General features: G+C 71.3%; 13 protein-coding genes. 7 read left to right on the forward strand and 6 right to left on the reverse strand.

Features of this window, described 5'->3' with window-relative positions; translation table 11 throughout:
* Positions 1-115 precede the first annotated feature (115 nt).
* Positions 116-1174: a DUF2637 domain-containing protein gene (locus ACZ58N_RS29535; RefSeq protein WP_471165867.1), complete on the reverse strand. Its 1059-nt coding sequence runs from the start codon at positions 1172-1174 to the stop codon at positions 116-118.
* Between the two features lie 192 nt (positions 1175-1366).
* Positions 1367-2242, reverse strand: a complete 876-nt coding sequence (locus ACZ58N_RS29540) for a (2Fe-2S)-binding protein (RefSeq protein WP_471165869.1) — start codon at positions 2240-2242, stop codon at positions 1367-1369.
* Between the two features lie 187 nt (positions 2243-2429).
* Here ACZ58N_RS29540 and ACZ58N_RS29545 point away from each other — a divergent pair, with 187 nt between their 5' ends.
* Complete coding sequence (locus ACZ58N_RS29545; RefSeq protein WP_471165871.1) at positions 2430-3113, forward strand: GntR family transcriptional regulator; 684 nt, start codon at positions 2430-2432, stop codon at positions 3111-3113.
* Between the two features lie 67 nt (positions 3114-3180).
* Here ACZ58N_RS29545 and ACZ58N_RS29550 read toward each other — a convergent pair whose 3' ends face one another.
* Together ACZ58N_RS29550 and ACZ58N_RS29555 are read right to left on the reverse strand one after the other, a co-directional pair.
* A complete protein-coding gene (locus ACZ58N_RS29550) occupies positions 3181-3954 on the reverse strand; it encodes a hypothetical protein (RefSeq protein WP_471165873.1) in 774 nt (257 codons plus the stop codon).
* A gap of 189 nt (positions 3955-4143) precedes the next feature.
* A complete protein-coding gene (locus ACZ58N_RS29555; RefSeq protein ID WP_389710114.1) occupies positions 4144-5823 on the reverse strand; it encodes a PucR family transcriptional regulator in 1680 nt (559 codons plus the stop codon).
* Between the two features lie 253 nt (positions 5824-6076).
* Here ACZ58N_RS29555 and ACZ58N_RS29560 point away from each other — a divergent pair, with 253 nt between their 5' ends.
* The 6 genes from ACZ58N_RS29560 (at position 6077) to ACZ58N_RS29585 (ending at position 14558) form a co-directional block, all read left to right on the forward strand.
* Positions 6077-6970, forward strand: coding sequence for an FAD binding domain-containing protein (locus ACZ58N_RS29560; protein ID WP_471165876.1), 894 nt, complete (start codon positions 6077-6079; stop codon positions 6968-6970).
* 2 nt (positions 6971-6972) lie between these two features.
* Positions 6973-7578, forward strand: a complete 606-nt coding sequence (locus tag ACZ58N_RS29565; RefSeq protein ID WP_471165878.1) for a (2Fe-2S)-binding protein — start codon at positions 6973-6975, stop codon at positions 7576-7578.
* A gap of 2 nt (positions 7579-7580) precedes the next feature.
* Positions 7581-9986 (forward strand): xanthine dehydrogenase family protein molybdopterin-binding subunit, encoded by a 2406-nt coding sequence (locus tag ACZ58N_RS29570; RefSeq protein ID WP_471165880.1) that lies wholly within the window; start codon positions 7581-7583, stop codon positions 9984-9986.
* Positions 9987-10304: 318 nt separating this feature from the next.
* Positions 10305-11765, forward strand: a complete 1461-nt coding sequence (locus ACZ58N_RS29575; protein WP_471165882.1) for an NCS2 family permease — start codon at positions 10305-10307, stop codon at positions 11763-11765.
* 125 nt (positions 11766-11890) lie between these two features.
* Positions 11891-13054: an XdhC family protein gene (locus ACZ58N_RS29580; RefSeq protein ID WP_471165885.1), complete on the forward strand. Its 1164-nt coding sequence runs from the start codon at positions 11891-11893 to the stop codon at positions 13052-13054.
* 268 nt (positions 13055-13322) lie between these two features.
* The gene (locus ACZ58N_RS29585) at positions 13323-14558 is read left to right on the forward strand and encodes a GNAT family N-acetyltransferase (RefSeq protein ID WP_471165888.1); all 1236 of its coding nucleotides are present in this window, start codon (positions 13323-13325) and stop codon (positions 14556-14558) included.
* 73 nt (positions 14559-14631) lie between these two features.
* Here ACZ58N_RS29585 and ACZ58N_RS29590 read toward each other — a convergent pair whose 3' ends face one another.
* Both ACZ58N_RS29590 and ACZ58N_RS29595 read right to left on the reverse strand, forming a co-directional pair.
* The gene (locus ACZ58N_RS29590; protein WP_471165891.1) at positions 14632-16848 is read right to left on the reverse strand and encodes a terpene synthase family protein; all 2217 of its coding nucleotides are present in this window, start codon (positions 16846-16848) and stop codon (positions 14632-14634) included.
* A gap of 293 nt (positions 16849-17141) precedes the next feature.
* Positions 17142-17615 carry a hemerythrin domain-containing protein gene (locus ACZ58N_RS29595; protein ID WP_471165893.1) on the reverse strand — a complete coding sequence of 158 codons (474 nt, stop codon included), beginning with the start codon at positions 17613-17615 and terminating at the stop codon, positions 17142-17144.
* Position 17616 lies beyond the last annotated feature (1 nt).

Raw genomic sequence — 17616 nt, forward strand, 5'->3', positions numbered from 1 at the left:
TTGGGTTGGGTGTTCTCCCGTTTCTCTTGGGGAACCAGCACGGGGGGGGGGGGCCCCCCCCCCCCCCCCCCCCCCGCCCCCCCCCCCCCCCGCCGTGTCGTTCGAGCGGTTCGGGTCAGCCGAACTGCTGCTCCAGGTCCTTCAGTTTGCGCTCCAGTGAGTCGAGCCGGGGAATCGTCTGGGTGTCGTCCTCGGCGGTCAGGTCGACCGTCCGGGCGCCGGACGGGTCAAGGGGTTCGGTTCCGTTGACGGCCTGCAGGGAGGGCCGGCGGCGCAGGGGCAGCTGTCCCGCTTCCGGTATGGCCGGCTCCGCGCCGACCGGCGCGGAGCCCGTTCCGGGGGTCAGCCCCGGCATGTCGACCTGTCGGGCCCGGGCCCTGCCGAACGCCCGGTTCTGCCGACCGAGGGCCTTGATGTGGGCCCGGTCCAGGCGGTGTTGCTCCCGTCTGCGGTGACGGTCCTGTTCCTTCTCCTTCTTGTCCTCGCGCACTTCGTCCACGGCCTCGTCGAGGGTGCGGACACCCTCCAGCAGCATGAGCGACCACGCGCCGAACGTCTCGCGCGGGGCCCGCAGCCAGCGGACCATCCGGATCTGCGGCAACGGCCGCGGGATCAGGCCCTGTTCGCGCAGCGCGGCCCGGCGGGTCTGCTTGAGGGCACGGTCGAACAGCACGGCCGCCGACAGCGACATCCCCGCGAAGAACTGCGGGGCGCCGTCGTGCCCGAGGCCGCGGGGCGCGTGCACCCAGTTGAACCAGGCGGCCGCGCCCGCGAACATCCAGACCAGCAGGCGGGACCCGAGGGCCGCGTCGCCGTGGCTGGCCTCGCGCACGGCCAGCACCGAACAGAACATCGCGGCGCCGTCGAGGCCGAAGGGGACCAGGTACTCCCAGCCCCCGGACAGGTTCAGGTTCTGTCGGCCGAAACCGACGAGTCCGTGGAAGGAGAGCGCCGCGGCCACCGCCGCACAGCAGAAGAGCAGGACGTAGGAGGCGGTCCCGTAGACGGCTTCCTTGCGCCGTCGCCGTTCCTCGCTGCGTTCCCAACTGTCCTCGGTCGCGGCCTTCTCGCCCTCCCGCTTGCCCCGGGCCAGTACCGCCACTGCCGCAAGTACGCCCAGGATCAACAGGCTGCCGGGCAGCAGCCAGTCCAGCGATATGTCGGTCAGTCTCATGCGGATGTCCCTTGCCTCGCGTATGCGGCTTTCCGGGCGCCATAGTGACGCAGCCGGTCCGTGGTGCACGCGGGTTTCGGGGCAAGTGGACGCCATCGGGGGGCGGGGCCCGTCGGATAGGGTGTTGTGACTCGAACTGTCGCTCGTATCAATGGGGTTGAGTTCGATTCAGCTTCATCCCTGCGGGTGGGTTCAGTCGGTGGCGGCCTCCGCCACGAGTCGGGCGACGCGGTCCGCGTCGCAGGTGCGCGGACAGGTCGTGCAGGTGTCCTCCGGTCGGATCGTGTAGAAGAAGCAGCAGCCGGCACGGTCGCGGGTCGACAGCTCCTGGCCCTCGGGTCCGCGCAGGGTGCGGAAGCCCGCCCCGCCCGTGTACGGGGCGGTCGAGCCGGGCAGCAGCAGTTCCAACTCCCGCATCGCCCGCGGCTCCTCGCCCAGCAGTTGTCCGAGGTACCACAGGCTCTCGACGAGGTCGTCGGTCGCCATCGCCCACAGGGCCCGCCGGCCGCGTCGAGTCCGCGGGCCGAAACCTTCCAGCAGTGGGGTGAGGTGCTGGGACACCGCTGCCCGCACCTCGCTCCGCAGTGACTCCTCGTCGGGCACGACACGGGCCCCGGGGAGGGCGGCCGCCGGATCGTCCGGCAGGCACGCGAAGGTCTCGACCCGTACGGCCATCTCGCCGCGGGTCCGGTGGTACGCCACCCGGGACACCGGCAGCCGGGGAACCCGGCGGTCCAGGAACCAGGGGATCGTGATCAGCAGGACGGCGGGCCAGGCGTACCGGTGCAACCCGAACCCGGCCACCACGTCGGGCCGCCCCGGGGTGCCGTAGTCGCGCAGCACCTGGGCGTGGTCCCAGGCGAGGAAGGCGTCGACCGCCTCCCCGCCCGCCGCGAGCTCGTCCGCGCCGACCCATCCCACACCGCGAGGGAGGGGCTCGTGCGCGTCGTGCTCCGTGATCCTCAGTCCGGGATAGGCCGCCGTCAGGCGCTCGTACGCGTCCGCCACCGGAGAGCCGGCCGGGGCGGGTGCGGGCGGGAGCAGGACGTCGACAGCCAAGCCGGTCATGACGGACCACCGAATCACGCGATCATTGAAAGGTAAGCCTTACCTTACCTGACCTTCGGGGTGTCGTGCGTCCACCCCCCGCCGCCAGGAATTCCCCGCACCTCGACGGATTCGGTGCGCCCGGCCCCTTCCACCCCGCTGACCTTGGCCTATTCTCGGAGCCGGTCGAAACCCGGAGGAGGGCCGAATGCACGCAGCGGACCACTCCGCCGAATCGACGAACCCGTCGATTCCCGTACAGAACACCCCGAAGGTGCTGCGCCATTCGGTGCGCGCGCAGGTGCTGGACGCCCTGCGGGCCGCCCTCGTGGCGGGCGAGCTGGCGCCGGGGGAGATCTACTCCGGTCCGGCCCTCGGTGAACGGTTCGGGGTCTCCGCCACCCCCGTGCGGGAGGCGATGCAACAGCTCGCCCTGGAAGGGGCGGTGGAATGCCTGCCCAACCGCGGGTTCCGGGTCCTGACCCGCACTCCCCGCTCCCTGGCGGACCTGGCCGAGGTCAGGGCCCTGCTGGAAGTCCCCGTGATGCTCCGCCTCGCCCGCACCGTCGCGGTCGAGACCTGGGAATCACTGCGCCCCGGCGCCCTCGCCACGGCCGAGGCGGCCGCCGCGGGCGACCTGTCCGGCTACGCGTCGGCCGACCGGGCCTTCCACCGGGCCGTGCTCTCCCTCGCGGACAACGCCGAGCTCGTACGGCTCACCGAGGAACTGCACCGGCGCGCCCAGTGGCCCCTGCCCGGAGCCCCCCGCGTCCGCCGCGCCGACCTCGTCGCCGACGCGGCCGAGCACTCCGCCCTCCTGGAGGCCCTGATCGCGGGGGACCTCCCGGTCGTGGAGTCACTCGTACGGGAGCACTTCGCCGGCGCCCGCTGAGCCGCGGCGGCCGGAGCCCTCGTCGGCTCCCAGTCCGCCCCGCGACGGCCCTATGCCGACGACGGCCCTACGCCGGCGACGGGTGGAGCTGGTCGGCGAGCCAGGTCGGGATGCCGCCCAGCAGGTGGAACAGGCGACGGGCCTCCGCGCGCAGCCGGGCGGCCTCCGGCTCGGGCTCGGCCTCGGCGAGGGCCGCCAGGGCGGGGGCCGTGCCGACCAGGAACCCCAGCTCCTCACGGATCCGCAGCGACTCCGTGAAGCCCTTGCGGGCCTCGGCGACCTCCCCGTCGCGCAGGGCCAGCGCGGCCAGGTGCCGCCAGGTGAAGGACAGCAGCAGGGTGTCCCCGTGGGTCACCGCCCCGGCGTGGGCGCGCCGGTAGGCGGGCAGGGCCGCCTGCGGCGAGTCCGACAGGTGCTCCGCGACCAGCCCCCGCCGGAAGTCCAGCAGCGGCCGGGTCCGGGACCCGGCGGACAGCAGGGCCGCCGAGCGGCCGAGGGCCGAGCGGGCCTCGTCGGCCCGGTCGCGGACCCCGAGCACGGTGGCGGCGTAGGCCAGCTGGCCCCGTTCGCACGCGGCGGCGCCCCGTTCGTCGTCGTCGCGGGCCACGGCCTCCGCGACCCGTAGCGCGTCCTCCGCCTCGGCCCACCCCTGGCCGGTGAACAGACACCGTTCCACCAGGAGCGCGGTGCGCTGCACGGCGGCGCCCGCGTTGTGCGCGTGGGGCGTCAGGAGGGCCGCCGCGTCGCTCCAACAGCCGCGCGAGCGCAGCCGCCATATCGCTCGCTGGAGGGGGTCGTCGCCCCCCGTTGATCCCGCACCGGACATGGCGGTATCCGCCACATTGCCCTCCCCGAAGCAACCAAGCAGCACGTCGTTGAGCCCTGGGGCGAAATGAGAGCACGGATCGGCTGCATCGGCCAAGGGGTCGGGTGAACTCTTTCACAAAGTCCGGACGAGGTGTCAGCGGCCCCGCCCCGTACGCCCGTCCCCGCGCACCGCCCCCGGGAGGTGGGGCGGGGCGGTCTTTCCTCAGCTCATCCGCAGTGCGAGGAAGAAGTCGAGCTTGTCCTCCAGCCGGGACAGGTCCCGCGCCGTCAGCTGCTCGATTCGCCCGACCCGGTAGCGCAGCGTGTTGACGTGGAGGTGCAGTCGGGTCGCGCAGCGGGTCCAGGAGCCGTCGCAGTCCAGGAACGCCTCCAGGGTCGGGATGAGCTCCGCCCGGTGCCGCCGGTCGTAGTCCCGCAGCGGGTCCAGCAGGCGGGCCGTGAAGGCCCTGCGCACGTCGTCCGGGACGAACGGCAGCAGCAGCACGTGCGAGGCCAGCTCGTGGTGCCCGGCCGCGCAGACCCGGCCCGGACGGGCGGCGGCGACCCGGCGGGCGTGCCGGGCCTCCTCCAGTGCGCCGCGCAGCCCCTCGGCGGAGTGCACGGCGGCGCTGACGCCGAGGGTGAGCCGTCCGTCGTCGGCCAGACCGGCCGCCAGGGGCTCCCGGACGGAGGCCAGGAGCACGTCGGCGTGCAGGGCGGAATCGGGGCCGCCCTTGTCCTCCCCGGGCTCCCCGGGGAGCGAGGGCAGCGGCACGAGCGCGATGGCCTCGTCACCCGCATGGGCCACCGCGATCCGGTCGGAGGGCTCGGGTCCCGCGATCGACGGGTCGACCAGGATCTCCTCCAGCAGCGACTGGGCCACCGGCCCGCCGGGGATGTCCCCGCCGTCCCAGTCCACTCGCGCCACCACGACCTGCCAGTGCGGGGCGCCGCCCAGACCGGGCAGCAGCACCGGGGCGGCCACCCGCAGGCGGGCCGCGATCTCGGCGGGCGCGGCGCCCGTCTGGACCAGTTCCAGCACCTCCTGGGCCAGCCGGCGGCGCACCGTACGGGCCGCGTCCCGGCGGTCCCGCTCGACCGCGATCAGCTGGGTGACGCCTTGGAGCAGATCCAGCCGCTCGGCGGGCCAGTCGCCCGCGTCCGCCTCGACGGCCAGCAGCCAGTCCGACAGCACGCTCTCGCGCACGTCACGGGCGGCGGGACCCGGGCCCCGTCCGTGTCCCCTGATCGGGAACAGCGAGTAGGTAATACCCTGGATGGACAGCCGGTGCGGGCCCCTGCGGCCGGTCCGGACCGCCGCGAGGTGTTCGCTCGCCAGCGTCGCGCAGACGCCCGGAGCCAGCGGCTCACCGGCGCCGGCGATCTGCCGGCCCGTGGGCGAGAGCACCCAGGCCCGCAGATCGAGGTCCGTGGTGAGCAGATCCAGCACCACATCGGGTCCCCCGCCGGCCGGGCCCGACGTCATGAGTCGCCGGTGGCGGTCCACGACCGCCGCGAGGTCGCCCGCGCGCTCCCCGGAGACCTGCCGCACCACGTACTCCGTGATGGTGGCGAATGCAACGTCCTCGTTCACCGCGAACAGCGGCAGCCGGTTGCGCCGACAGGCTGAAACGAGATCATCGGGGATGTCGCCCAGCTCGGCCTCGCCGGCCGCGAGGCCCGCGACGCCCGCGCTCGCGAGGATTCGTACGAACGGCTCGGAATCGGCTGAATTTCTTCGCCATGCCAGGCCGGTGAGGACGAGTTCTCCTCCCGACAGGTACCGGCTCGGGTCCCGTAGGTCGGTCGTCATGACCCCGCGGACCGTCCGGTCGAGTTCGTCCTCGCCGCCCAGCAGCCGCAGCCCCAGCGCCTCGGTTTCCAGCAGTGCGCGCAGCCGCATGATGTCGCCGCCGATCTGTCTCGATGTTGCCGTTGGAAATCGGGCAGGTCGTCGCATCCTGCCTTTCATACGAATCTACAAGACGAGGGAGGCCCCCAGCCAACTCCTTCATGGTTTCGGTGACTGCACCCGAGGGACGCGCGGCTTGTGTACTGACTCCACACCGCATTAACAGCACGTGAACGACCAGTCGAGGGCCCTTCGGCCTCCTGGCTTGAAGTGAACGACACGATGAAGAAGAAGAGAGCCGCACATGGACTTCCTTCGCCCCGCCAGCTGGGAGGAGGCGCTCGCCGCTAAGGCCGAGTACCCCACAGCTGTGCCGATTGCGGGTGGCACCGACATCATGGTCGAGATCAATTTCGACCACCGCCGTCCGGAGTACCTCCTCGACCTCAACCGCATCGGTCTGCTGCGGGAGTGGGAGGTAGGCGAGGAGGTCACCAAGCTGGGCGCCTCCGTCCCGTACACCCAGATCATGGAAAACCTGCGCGGTACGCTGCCGGGTCTCGCGCTCGCCTCGCACACGGTCGCGTCCCCGCAGATCCGCAACCGCGGCGGTGTCGGCGGCAACCTCGGTTGCGCCTCGCCGGCCGGTGACTCGCACCCCGCCCTCCTCGCGGCAGGCGCGGAGGTCGAGGTCGAGTCGGTCCGCGGCGCGCGACTGATTCCGATCGACGAGTTCTACACGGGCGTCAAGCGCAACGCGCTGGCCGCCGACGAGCTCATCAAGACGATCCACATCAAGAACGCCTCCGGGCCGCAGCAGTACTCGAAGGTCGGCTCCCGCAACGCGATGGTCATCGCGGTGTGCGCGTTCGGTCTGGCGCTGCACCCCGACTCCCGCACGGTCCGCACCGGCATCGGGTCGGCCGCGCCGACCCCGATCCGGGCGAAGGCCGCCGAGGAGTTCCTGAACGCCGCGCTCGAAGAGGGCGGTTTCTGGGAGTCGGGCAAGGTCATCACCCCGTCGATCGCCAAGCAGTTCGGTGACCTCGCCTCCGGCGCGGCCAACCCGATCGACGACGTCCGCGGCACGGCGAAGTACCGCCGCCACGCGGTAGGCATCATGGCTCGCCGCCAGCTCGTCTGGACGTGGGAGCAGTACCGCGGCACCAACGGCCGCTCGCTCGAAGGGGCTGCGTAACCATGCGCGTCAATTTCACTGTCAACGGTCGTCAGCAGGAAGCCGACGACGTGTGGGAGGGCGAGTCCCTCCTCTACGTCCTGCGCGAGCGCATGGGCCTGCCGGGCTCGAAGAACGCTTGCGAGCAGGGTGAGTGCGGTTCGTGCACCGTCCGTCTGGACGGCGTGCCGGTCTGTTCCTGCCTGGTGGCCGCCGGTCAGGTCGAGGGTCGCGACGTCGTGACCGTCGAAGGCCTGGCGGACTTCGCCAAGCAGCGCGAGGAGCACGGCCACGGCGGTGCCTGCGGCACCGGCGGCGGCTGCGGAAGCAAGGGCGTGACCACCGACGAGGCGAAGCGCTGGGCGGCCAAGCCCGGTGACTCCCAGACCGGTGAGGGCATCGAGCTCTCCAACATCCAGCAGGCGTTCATCGACGCCGGCGCCGTCCAGTGCGGTTTCTGCACCCCGGGTCTGCTCGTCCAGGCGGACGCGCTGCTGGAGGAGAACGCCGACCCGTCCGACCAGGACATCCGTGAGGCCCTGTCCGGCAACCTCTGCCGCTGCACGGGTTACGAGAAGATCCTCGACGCGGTCCGCCTCGCGGCCGCCCGTCAGGGAGAGGCGGTCTGACCATGGCTCAGAACACCCGCACCGTGCCCGCCGGTACGCCGACGAACGTCACCCAGAAGCACAACAAGGGCGGCATCGGCGAGTCCATCCTCCGCCCGGACGGCACCCTCAAGGTCACCGGCGAGTTCGCGTACTCCTCGGACATGTGGCACGAGGACATGCTGTGGGGCCAGACGCTGCGCAGCACCGTCGCCCACGCCGAGATCGTCTCCATCGACATCTCCGAGGCGCTCGCCATGCCCGGCGTGTACTCGGTGCTGACGTACGACGACCTGCCGGCCGAGATGAAGAACTACGGCCTGGAGATCCAGGACACCCCCGTTCTCGCCAACGGCCGAGTACGTCACCACGGTGAGCCGGTCGCCCTCGTGGCCGCCGACCACCCGGAGACCGCCCGCCGCGCGGCCGCCAAGATCAAGATCGACTACCGTGAGCTGCCGCTCGTCACGGACGAGGCCTCCGCCCTCGCCGAGGACGCGCCGCTGATCCACGAGGGCCGCGACGACCACCACATCGGTCACGTCCCGCACCCGAACATCGTGCACCGCCAGCCGATCATCCGCGGCAACGTGGAAGAGGCCCGCAAGCGCGCCGACGTCATCGTCGAGGGCGAGTACACGTTCGGCATGCAGGACCAGGCCTTCCTCGGCCCGGAGTCCGGTCTGGCCGTGCCGTCCGAGGACGGCGGCGTCGAGCTGTACGTAGCCACCCAGTGGCTGCACTCGGACCTCCAGCAGATCGCCCCGGTCCTCGGCCTGCCCCCGGAGAAGGTCCGCATGACGCTCTCGGGCGTCGGCGGTGCCTTCGGTGGCCGCGAGGACATCTCGATGCAGATCCACGCCTGCCTCCTGGCCCTGGCCACGAACAAGCCGGTCAAGATCGTCTACAACCGCTTCGAGTCCTTCTTCGGCCACGTGCACCGCCACCCGGCGAAGCTGTACTACGAGCACGGCGCCACCAAGGACGGCAAGCTCACGCACATGAAGTGCAAGATCGTCCTGGACGGCGGCGCGTACGCGTCCGCCTCCCCGGCGGTCGTGGGCAACGCCTCCTCCCTCTCGGTCGGTCCGTACGTCCTGGAGGACGTGGACATCGAGGCGATCGCGCTCTACACGAACAACCCGCCGTGCGGCGCGATGCGCGGCTTCGGCGCCGTCCAGGCCTGCTTCGCCTACGAGGCCCAGATGGACAAGCTCGCGGAGAAGCTGGGCATGGACCCGGTCGAGTTCCGCCAGCTCAACGCCATGGAGATGGGCACGGTCATGCCGACCGGCCAGGTCGTGGACGCCCCGGCGCCCGTCGCCGAGCTGCTGCGCCGGGTCAAGGCCCGCCCGCTGCCGCCCGAGCGTCAGTGGGAGTCGGCCGGCGAGGGCGCGGACGTCCGCGCGCTGCCCGGCGGCCTCTCCAACACCACCCACGGCGAGGGCGTCGTCCGCGGCGTCGGCTACGCGGTCGGCATCAAGAACGTCGGCTTCTCCGAGGGCTTCGACGACTACTCCACCGCCCGCGTGCGCCTGGAGGTCATCAACGGCGAGCCCGTCGCGATGGTCCACACGGCCATGGCGGAGGTCGGCCAGGGCGGCATCACCGTCCACACGCAGATCGCCCGCACCGAGCTGGGCGTCACGCAGGTGACGATCCACCCGGCCGACACGCAGGTCGGATCCGCCGGTTCCACGTCCGCCTCCCGGCAGACGTACATGACCGGTGGCGCCGTGAAGAACACCTGTGAGGCGGTCCGCGAGGCACTGCTGGAGATCGGCCGTCGCAAGAAGGGCTCGTACCACCCGGCGTGGGCCACGGCCGAGCTGCTCCTCGAAGGCGGAAAGGTCGTCACCGACGGCGGCGAGGTCCTCGCGGACATCGCCGACATCCTGGAGGGCGAGGACGCGATCGACCTCGAACTCGAATTCCGTCACGCGGCGACCGAGCCCTTCGACCTGGTCACCGGCCAGGGCAACGGGCACGTCCAGTACACCTTCGCCGCGCACCGCGCGGTCGTCGAGGTGGACACCGAGCTGGGCCTGGTCAAGGTCGTCGAGCTGGCGACCGCCCAGGACGTCGGCAAGGCGCTGAACATGCTCTCCGTGGTCGGCCAGATCCAGGGTGGTACCACCCAGGGCCTGGGCGTCGCGATCATGGAAGAGATCATCGTGGACCCGAAGACCGCGAAGGTGCGCAACCCCTCCTTCACGGACTACCTGATCCCGACCATCCTCGACACCCCGACCATCCCGGTCGACGTCCTGGAGCTCGCCGACCCGAAGGCCCCGTACGGCCTGCGCGGCATGGGCGAGGCCCCGACCCTCTCGTCCACCCCGGCCGTCATCGCGGCGATCCGGCAGGCGACCGGTCTGGAGATCAACAAGACGCCGATCCGTCCGGAAGCCCTCACCGGCACCCTCTAGGACGGCATGGTCCGGGGGCCTCGGCCCCCGGACCCACCCCCGGATTTCCGGGTGGCGGGACAGGGAACGTCACACTTTCGGTCCCGCCGCCCGGAGCACGAAGTACCGCACCGCTCGCGGTCCTCGCACCTGGCAGTACCCCTGCAGAAACCCCCACGTAGTACCAGCGGTCACCCCCGCACTACCCGCAGTAAACGCAGTGAACATTCGCGTCGCCTCGGGCCGTCACCCCGGGTCGTGCAGCCAAACGCAGTTTCCCAAATCCCGTGTCTCCAGTCTTTATGCGGGTGCCCCTTTGAACCTTGGGAGTTAGGCACCATGACCCAGTCATCAGTGGAGCCCAAGACCACCGCGGAAGAGGCCGGCGACGGCACTCTGAATCCCGCGGGCCGATCTTGGCTCGACCGGTATTTCCATATAACGCACAGAGGATCCAACGTCGGCAACGAGGTTCGTGGCGGTATCACGACCTTCATGGCCATGGCGTACATCCTGCTGCTCAACCCGCTGATCCTTTCCGGCAAGGACGTCGCCGGGAACACCATGTCGCCGGCGGCGCTGATCACGGCCACCGCTTTCGCGGCAGCCCTGACCACGCTCCTCATGGGCTTCGTCGGCAAGGTGCCGCTCGCGCTCGCCGCCGGACTCTCCGTCTCCGGCGTGCTCGCCTCGCAGGTGGCACCGCAGATGACCTGGCCGCAGGCCATGGGCATGTGCGTGATGTACGGCGTCGTGATCTGTCTCCTGGTCGTCACCGGCCTCCGAGAGATGATCATGAACGCGATCCCCCTCGCGCTCAAGCACGCCATCACCATGGGCATCGGCCTCTTCGTCGCCCTCATCGGCCTCGTGAAGGCCGGCTTCGTGCACGGCTCCCAGGTCGGTGGGCCGGTCACCCTCGGCCCCGCCGGTGAGCTCGCCGGCTGGCCCGTCCTGCTCTTCTGCATCACCCTGCTCGCCATCTTCATGCTCCAGGCCCGCAAGGTCCCCGGCGCGATCCTGATCGGCATCGTCGGCGGCACCATCCTGGCCGCGATCCTGAACGCGATCGTCGACATCGACCCCAAGGCCTGGAAGAACGGCCCGCCGGAGCTCTCGGGCTCCGCGGTCTCGATGCCCGACTTCTCGCTCTTCGGCAAGGTCGAGTTCGGTGGCTGGGGCGACGTCGGCGTCATGACGATCGGCATGATCGTCTTCACCCTGGTGCTCGCCGGCTTCTTCGACGCGATGGCCACCATCATCGGCGTCGGCACCGAGGCCAAGCTGGCCGACGACAAGGGCCGCATGCCGGGCCTGTCCAAGGCCCTGTTCATCGACGGCGCCGGTGGCGCCATCGGTGGTGTCGCGGGCGGCTCCGGCCAGACCGTGTTCGTCGAGTCCGCCACCGGCGTCGGTGAGGGTGCCCGCACGGGTCTCGCCTCCGTCGTCACCGGCCTCTTCTTCGCGGCCTGCCTGTTCTTCACCCCGATCACCCAGGTGGTCCCCGGCGAGGTCGCCTCCGCGGCCCTGGTCGTCATCGGCGCGATGATGATGCAGAACGCCCGCCACGTGGACTGGGCCGACAGCGCGACCGCGATCCCGGTCTTCCTGACCGTCGTGATCATGCCGTTCACCTACCAGATCACGGCCGGCGTCGCCGCCGGTGTCATCTCCTACGTGGCCATCAAGGTCGCGCAGGGCAAGGCCCGCGAGATCGGTGCCTTCATGTGGGTGCTGACCGGCATCTTCCTGGTGTTCTTCGCCCTCAACCCGATCGAGGGCTGGCTCGGGGTCCACTGACCCGGGTCGCAGCACCGACCGGCCGGGTCGACCGGGTCCATCGGGCCCGGTCGACCGATCGGTCGAAGTACCGCACCCTCCACGTATTCGATACTGGAAACCGAACCCCTCCGAGGAGGCCGCACATGCTGGACATCGCCGAAGAACTGAACCGGTGGGTCGAGCAGGGACGCGACTTCGCCGTCGCCACGGTCGTGGCGGTCGGCGGGAGCGCACCCCGGCAGCCCGGCGCCGCGCTCGCCGTGGACGGCGAGGGCACCGCGATCGGTTCGGTTTCCGGTGGATGCGTGGAGGGTGCGGTCTACGAGCTGTGCCAGCAGGCGCTCGAAGACGGCGAAACCGTCCAGGAACGCTTCGGGTACAGCGACGACGACGCCTTCGCCGTGGGTCTGACCTGCGGCGGGATCATCGACATCCTCGTCACCCCGGTCCCCGTGGGTTCCCCCCTGCGCCCGGTACTGGCGGCCGCCCTGGCCGCCGCCGCCCGCGGCGAGGCCGCCGCGGTGGCCCGGATCGCCGAAGGCCCTTCCGAGCTCATGGGCCGCGCCGTCACCGTCCGCGCCGACGGGTCCTACGAGGGCGGCTTCGGGGGACACCCCGAGCTGGACCGCACCCTCGCCGAGGAGGCCCGCGCCATGCTCGACGCCGGGAAGACCGGCGTACTGGAGATAGGCGCCGACGGGCGGCTCTGCGGAGAGCCCCTCAAGGTGCTCGTCGAATCCAGCGTGCCGCCCCCGCGGATGATCGTCTTCGGCGCCATCGACTTCGCCTCCGCCCTCGTGCGGATCGGCAAGTTCCTCGGCTACCACGTGACCCTCTGCGACGCCCGGCCCGTGTTCGCCACGAAGAACCGCTTCCCCGAGGCGGACGACATCGTGGTCGACTGGCCGCACCGCTACCTGGACGCCCAGGCCGAAGCGGGCGCCGTCGACGCCCGGACCGTCCTGTGCGTCCTCACCCACGACGCCAAGTTCGACGTCCCGCTCCTCGAACTTGCCCTCAAGCTTCCCGTCGCCTACGTCGGCGCCATGGGCTCCCGCCGCACCCACGAGGACCGCAACAAGCGGCTCCGCGACGTCGGCGTGACCGAGCTCGAACTGGCCCGGCTGCGCTCCCCGATCGGCCTGGACCTCGGCGCCCGCTCCCCGGAGGAGACCGCGCTGTCCATCGCCGCCGAGATCGTCGCGAACCGCCGCGGCGGCACCGGGGCCGCCCTCACCGGCGCGCACATCCCGATCCACCACGACACCTCGAACTCCGTGATCGGCAGGATCGGCTCCGTCGCTTGAAGCGGTGAGTGACGGCCGGCAGCGAGTGACGGCCGGACGTCGGAGAAAGGGCGCGACCCCACGGGGTGCGCCCTTTTCGCGTACGGCGGGCGCCGCCGGGCCGGTGCTCCCCGCGGGGCGACCGGCGCGCGGCGCGGGCGTGGGACCCGGCGGATCCGAGCGGGCGCGAGCGGGCGTGCCGGCGCCTCGGAGGGCTGGAACCGGCCATTTCGGTACATGGGGCCTTTATGGGGTGACCGGTGGGCGATGACCGATTAGTCTCACGATCATGCTGGACATCCGCGAGGTACCCGAGGCCGACATCGAACGCGCCCAGGAGCTCGCCTATCTGGTCTTCCACGACCGTCCCGAACCCGAAGGGCGCGAGCGGCACCACGCCCTGCTCGGCCGCTGCTCGCGCCTGGGCGCCTACGACGGCGCCGCGCTGGTCGGATTCGCGGCCGCGCACGACTTCCGGCTCTCCGTCCCCGGCGGCGAACTCGGTTGCCCCGGCCTCACCTTCGTGTCCGTGGCCCCCACCCACCGCCGCCGGGGCGTCCTGACCGCCCTCATGGGCGAGCACCTGCGCCGCGCCGCAGCGGAAGGCAGTCCGCTCGCCGCCCTGTGGGCCTCCGAATCCGCCATCTACGGGCGCTTCGGCTACGGCGCCGCCACCCAGGGCCTCACCATCGAGATCGACTCCAGCCGGCCGCTGGCCCTGCGCATCGCCCCCGACCCCCGCCCGCTGCGCCTCGTCGCACCGCAGGACGCCCTCGCCGTGATCGGACCCCGCCACGAGGCCGCCCGGGGGGAACGGGCGGGCCGCCCGAGCCGCAGCCCGGAGCGCTGGGCCGAGGAATGGCTCTGCGAACAGGACGAGGAGGACGAGGAGTTGGGGCCGCCCCGGATCATCGTCCTCGGCGACCCCGGTGAACCCGTCGCCGGATACGTCCTCTTCCGCACGAAGCCGGAGGACGACGCGGCCGGCCCCGGCCGCACCACCGGACTGGTGCGCGTCGACGAACTGGAGGCGGACACCCCGGCCGTGGCCGCCGCCCTGTGGGACTGCGTGGCCTCCCTGGACCTGACGGGCCGGGTACGGGCCTGGGGTCGACCCGCCGACGATCCGCTCCTGCACTTCGCCGCCGACCGCGACCAGGTCAGGGTCACCGCCCAGTTCCCGGCGCTCTGGCTGCGCCTGGTAGACGTGGGGGCCGCGCTGACCGCCCGGGACTGGGCCGCACCCGTGGAACTCGTCCTGGACGTGGCCGACGTGCGCAGGCCCGCGAACGCGGGGCGGTTCCGGCTCAAGGCGGGCCCGGGCGGGGCGACGTACGAACCGGCCCGGGCGGAGCCGGATCTGACGCTGGACGTGCGGGAGTTGGCCGCCTGCTACCTCGGGGGGACCCGGATGGTCGATCTCGTGGCCGCCGGGCTGGTCGCCGAACGCACGACCGGAACGGCCGCCGCGCTGGACGCCGCCCTGCGCACCGACGTACTCCCGCACACGGCCGACGAGTTCTGATGCCTGGCGGGCCGGGCGGCCGGGACGGGCGAGCGGTCCGTCCCGGCCGCCGGTGCCCGTGGCCCGGCTCCCCTCAGGCGGGCAGCGAGATCCTCGCCGCCGACATGCCGAAGTCGGGGCTCAGGACCCCCGTGGCCAGGACCCCCGCAGGCCGGTGCAGGTCCTCCTCGCGGTAACGCCGGCACTTCTCGTGCCAGTTGAGGATTCCCGCCAGCCAGTCCCCGAGCTCGCCGGCGTACGCGTCGAGGCCGGCCGTCGCGTCGGCGTCCAGCTTCCAGTCGGAACACAGCAACGGCAGTTGGTTCGCCACGATGTGCTGGAACTCCTCGACGCGCTGCCGCATCAGCGAGTGGCAGATCCGCAGCGCCTCCGGGTAACCGATGTCGAAGAAGTTGCGGGTGACGAGCAGGTGGTTGTGGACCTCGCCCTCCACCTCCAACTCCTTCTGGTAGGAGTAGATGTCGTTGATCAGGCAGCCCACGTCCGCCGCCGCGTTCTCCAGGGACCGGATGGTCCCCGAGGCGTAGATCTCCTCGGGGATGCCCCGGCCGGAGAGGCCCAGCCGGCACAGGTACATCGTCAGGTGGGAGCCGAAGGTGCTGCGGCGCATCTCCGCGTAGTCCACCGGGTCCGGGATGCGGTTCAGGATCTGGTTCTCGATCTCCCAGACCCAGCTCTCCAGCATGCTCACCAGGGTGGCCCGGAACTCGCCACGGACCCTTGGTGGCATCTCCACGCTGGTACGAACCCACAGGTCGGCGAGGGAACGTTCCATCGCGGTGACCGGCGGCGGCTGCTCGGCATGGTCGACGGGGATCATCGAGACCAGCCGGGCCGTGGTGGCCTTGGCCGCCGAAAGGTTCTTCGCCCCGCCGAACACCACCGGGTAGTAGTCGTCCCCGTACGTGCCCCAGGTCAGCCAGCACGCGTTCAGCAGCAGCGCCTCGGGTGTGGCGTCGGGGTCGATGCCGGCGGAGCAGAGCGCGAAGTCGTAGCCGCGCAGCTTGTCCTCCGTCCAGATCGCGGAGCCGGGGTCGCCGGGTTGCGGGTCGAGCAGGCCCATGCGGCGGGACCAGGCCACGGAACCCTCACGGGCGTGGTCGAGGTGGGGGCTCAGCGAGAGCGGGAACGGCAGGGACAGGTCCGGGATCACGGACGGTCCGGTGCGCTCGAAGGGGACGTGGGTGAAGGAGCGCCGGCGCAGCTCCGTCGAGCGGCGGGTGAACAGGGACCCGAGGTCGAGGGCGGTGGTGCCCAGGCCCGAGGGGAGGAACGGGAGGGTGAGCGGGGCGGTGGGTTTTGCCTCCTTGTTCATGTAGCGGCTGGAGACCATGTGCCATTCGTGGCCGCCGGACTGCCAGTCCTGGAGGCCCTTCGTGTAGGCGAGGACCGCGGCGATCTCCGTCGGGTCCAGGACGTGGTCGGCGAAGAGTTGGGGGAGTTCGACGAGCGCCGTCTGCTCGAACTGGTGGAGTCGGGAGGTGAGCAGGTCGTTGGAGGCCTCGGCCGCCTCCTGGGTCGTGCAGTCGAGGAAGGTCTCCAACACCAGGATCGCGTTGGAGAGTTCGCCCTCGTCCGTGACCTCGCGCTCGTAGGAGAAGATGTCGTTCCTGATGTGCACGGCGTCGGAGAAGGCGTCGCGCAGCACACCCAGCGGCCGCGAGTGCGCGACGCGCGCCGGGACCTCGGCGGAGACGTACTCGATCAGGCCCGCCGACCAGGGGGCACCGCCCACCTTGCGGCGCATCTCGATGTATTCGAGGGGGTTCGCCACCCGCCCGATGTTGATGTTGGCGAGTTCCCACATGGACTCGTCGAGGAGGTTCTTCGTCGACAGGGAGAACCGGTCCCGCCAGTCCATCGACATCGCCGGGACGGTACGGGCCCACAGGTCGGCGAGACCCGCTTCGACGGGGTTGGTGGCCTCGGGGAACCCGTCGGCCATGTCCATCGGCATGAAGGCGGCGAGCCGGTCCAGGTACGCCTTGGCCCCGTCACGGTCCTGGGAGCGCTTGTACATCTCCAGGAAGTGGTCGTCGAAGAAGAAGACCCACACGTACCAGTCGGTGACCAGGGACAGCGCGGCCGCGTCGCAGTCGGGGTGGGTGTAGGAGCAGAGCAGGGCGTAGTCGTGGGAGTCGAGGTCCTTCTCCTCCCACACACCGGAACCCTCCAACATCCCGAAGTCCCGGGCCCACTTCTTGGTGTGGGCCCTGGCGTCCTCCAGGTGTGGGTTCAGTCGCGCCGGATGGGGCACGTAGAAATCCGGCAGTTGGAACGGCTGCGTCACGACGGGGTCGGCCTTTCGTCCACGGGTGCGGGGAGCCGGCGTTCCGTCCCCCCGGCACGAGATCAGCAGGGCCCTACCCCTGACGGCCCTTGGATAAGGGGGAGTTCACCGCATCAGGTGACGCGGGGCGATTACCGGGGCGGCGTGCGGCCAGGGGGGATAAGGGCGGCGGGAACGAGGTGTCGCCCACCGGTGCCGCCCTCCGCGACAACGCCCGCGCGAGCGGGACCGGCGGGCCCCGACGGGGGCCGGCCGACGGTGGGAGACCGGCCGGTCCGGTCCGCAGGGCCGGCTCAGCCGGCCTGGCGGGGGCTGCGGTCCGGGTGGGCCGTGCGCCAGGCGTCGATGGAGAGGTTCCACTCGTCGCCCGTCAGGGCGGTGAGGGAGGCGGGGAAGAGGCCGTCCTCCTCCTTGGCGATGTGGTGGTGGAGCTCGTCCACCGCCCGGCGGACGGCCTCGGCGTCGCCGGGGGACGCGAGGTCGGCCGTGGCGAGGAAGGCCGCCAGCTCGCGGTGTTCCGCGACGAGGGCCTCGATGTGGACGGCGCACTCGGGGTCCGACGCCATGACGGCGAAGAGGCCGTTCTCCTCGCCCGCCCAGTGGGCCAGGAGAACGGTCCTCATGGTGGAGAGCAGTGTGCGCGCCCCGACCACGTCGCCCGCGTCAAGGGCGCGCACGGCGTCCCCCGCGGCGTCGGCCACCACCTCGTGCTCGGCGATGAATTCCTTGATCAGCGGGATCTGGCGGCATCCGCAGTAGTGGCACATG

This window comes from Streptomyces sp. NPDC040432 (genome assembly GCF_055595445.1).

What these genes read in the sequence shown, in the direction of transcription:
- ACZ58N_RS29540 (WP_471165869.1), bottom strand. Translation starts at nt 2,242, where the DNA reads ATGACCGGCTTGGCTGTCGACGTCCTGCTCCCGCCCGCACCCGCCCCG.
- ACZ58N_RS29555 (WP_389710114.1), bottom strand. Translation starts at nt 5,823, where the DNA reads ATGCGGCTGCGCGCACTGCTGGAAACCGAGGCGCTGGGGCTGCGGCTG.
- ACZ58N_RS29535 (WP_471165867.1), bottom strand. Translation starts at nt 1,174, where the DNA reads ATGAGACTGACCGACATATCGCTGGACTGGCTGCTGCCCGGCAGCCTG.
- ACZ58N_RS29570 (WP_471165880.1), top strand. Translation starts at nt 7,581, where the DNA reads ATGGCTCAGAACACCCGCACCGTGCCCGCCGGTACGCCGACGAACGTC.
- ACZ58N_RS29575 (WP_471165882.1), top strand. Translation starts at nt 10,305, where the DNA reads ATGACCCAGTCATCAGTGGAGCCCAAGACCACCGCGGAAGAGGCCGGC.
- ACZ58N_RS29545 (WP_471165871.1), top strand. Translation starts at nt 2,430, where the DNA reads ATGCACGCAGCGGACCACTCCGCCGAATCGACGAACCCGTCGATTCCC.
- ACZ58N_RS29595 (WP_471165893.1), bottom strand. Translation starts at nt 17,615, where the DNA reads ATGTGCCACTACTGCGGATGCCGCCAGATCCCGCTGATCAAGGAATTC.
- ACZ58N_RS29560 (WP_471165876.1), top strand. Translation starts at nt 6,077, where the DNA reads ATGGACTTCCTTCGCCCCGCCAGCTGGGAGGAGGCGCTCGCCGCTAAG.
- ACZ58N_RS29580 (WP_471165885.1), top strand. Translation starts at nt 11,891, where the DNA reads ATGCTGGACATCGCCGAAGAACTGAACCGGTGGGTCGAGCAGGGACGC.
- ACZ58N_RS29585 (WP_471165888.1), top strand. Translation starts at nt 13,323, where the DNA reads ATGCTGGACATCCGCGAGGTACCCGAGGCCGACATCGAACGCGCCCAG.
- ACZ58N_RS29565 (WP_471165878.1), top strand. Translation starts at nt 6,973, where the DNA reads ATGCGCGTCAATTTCACTGTCAACGGTCGTCAGCAGGAAGCCGACGAC.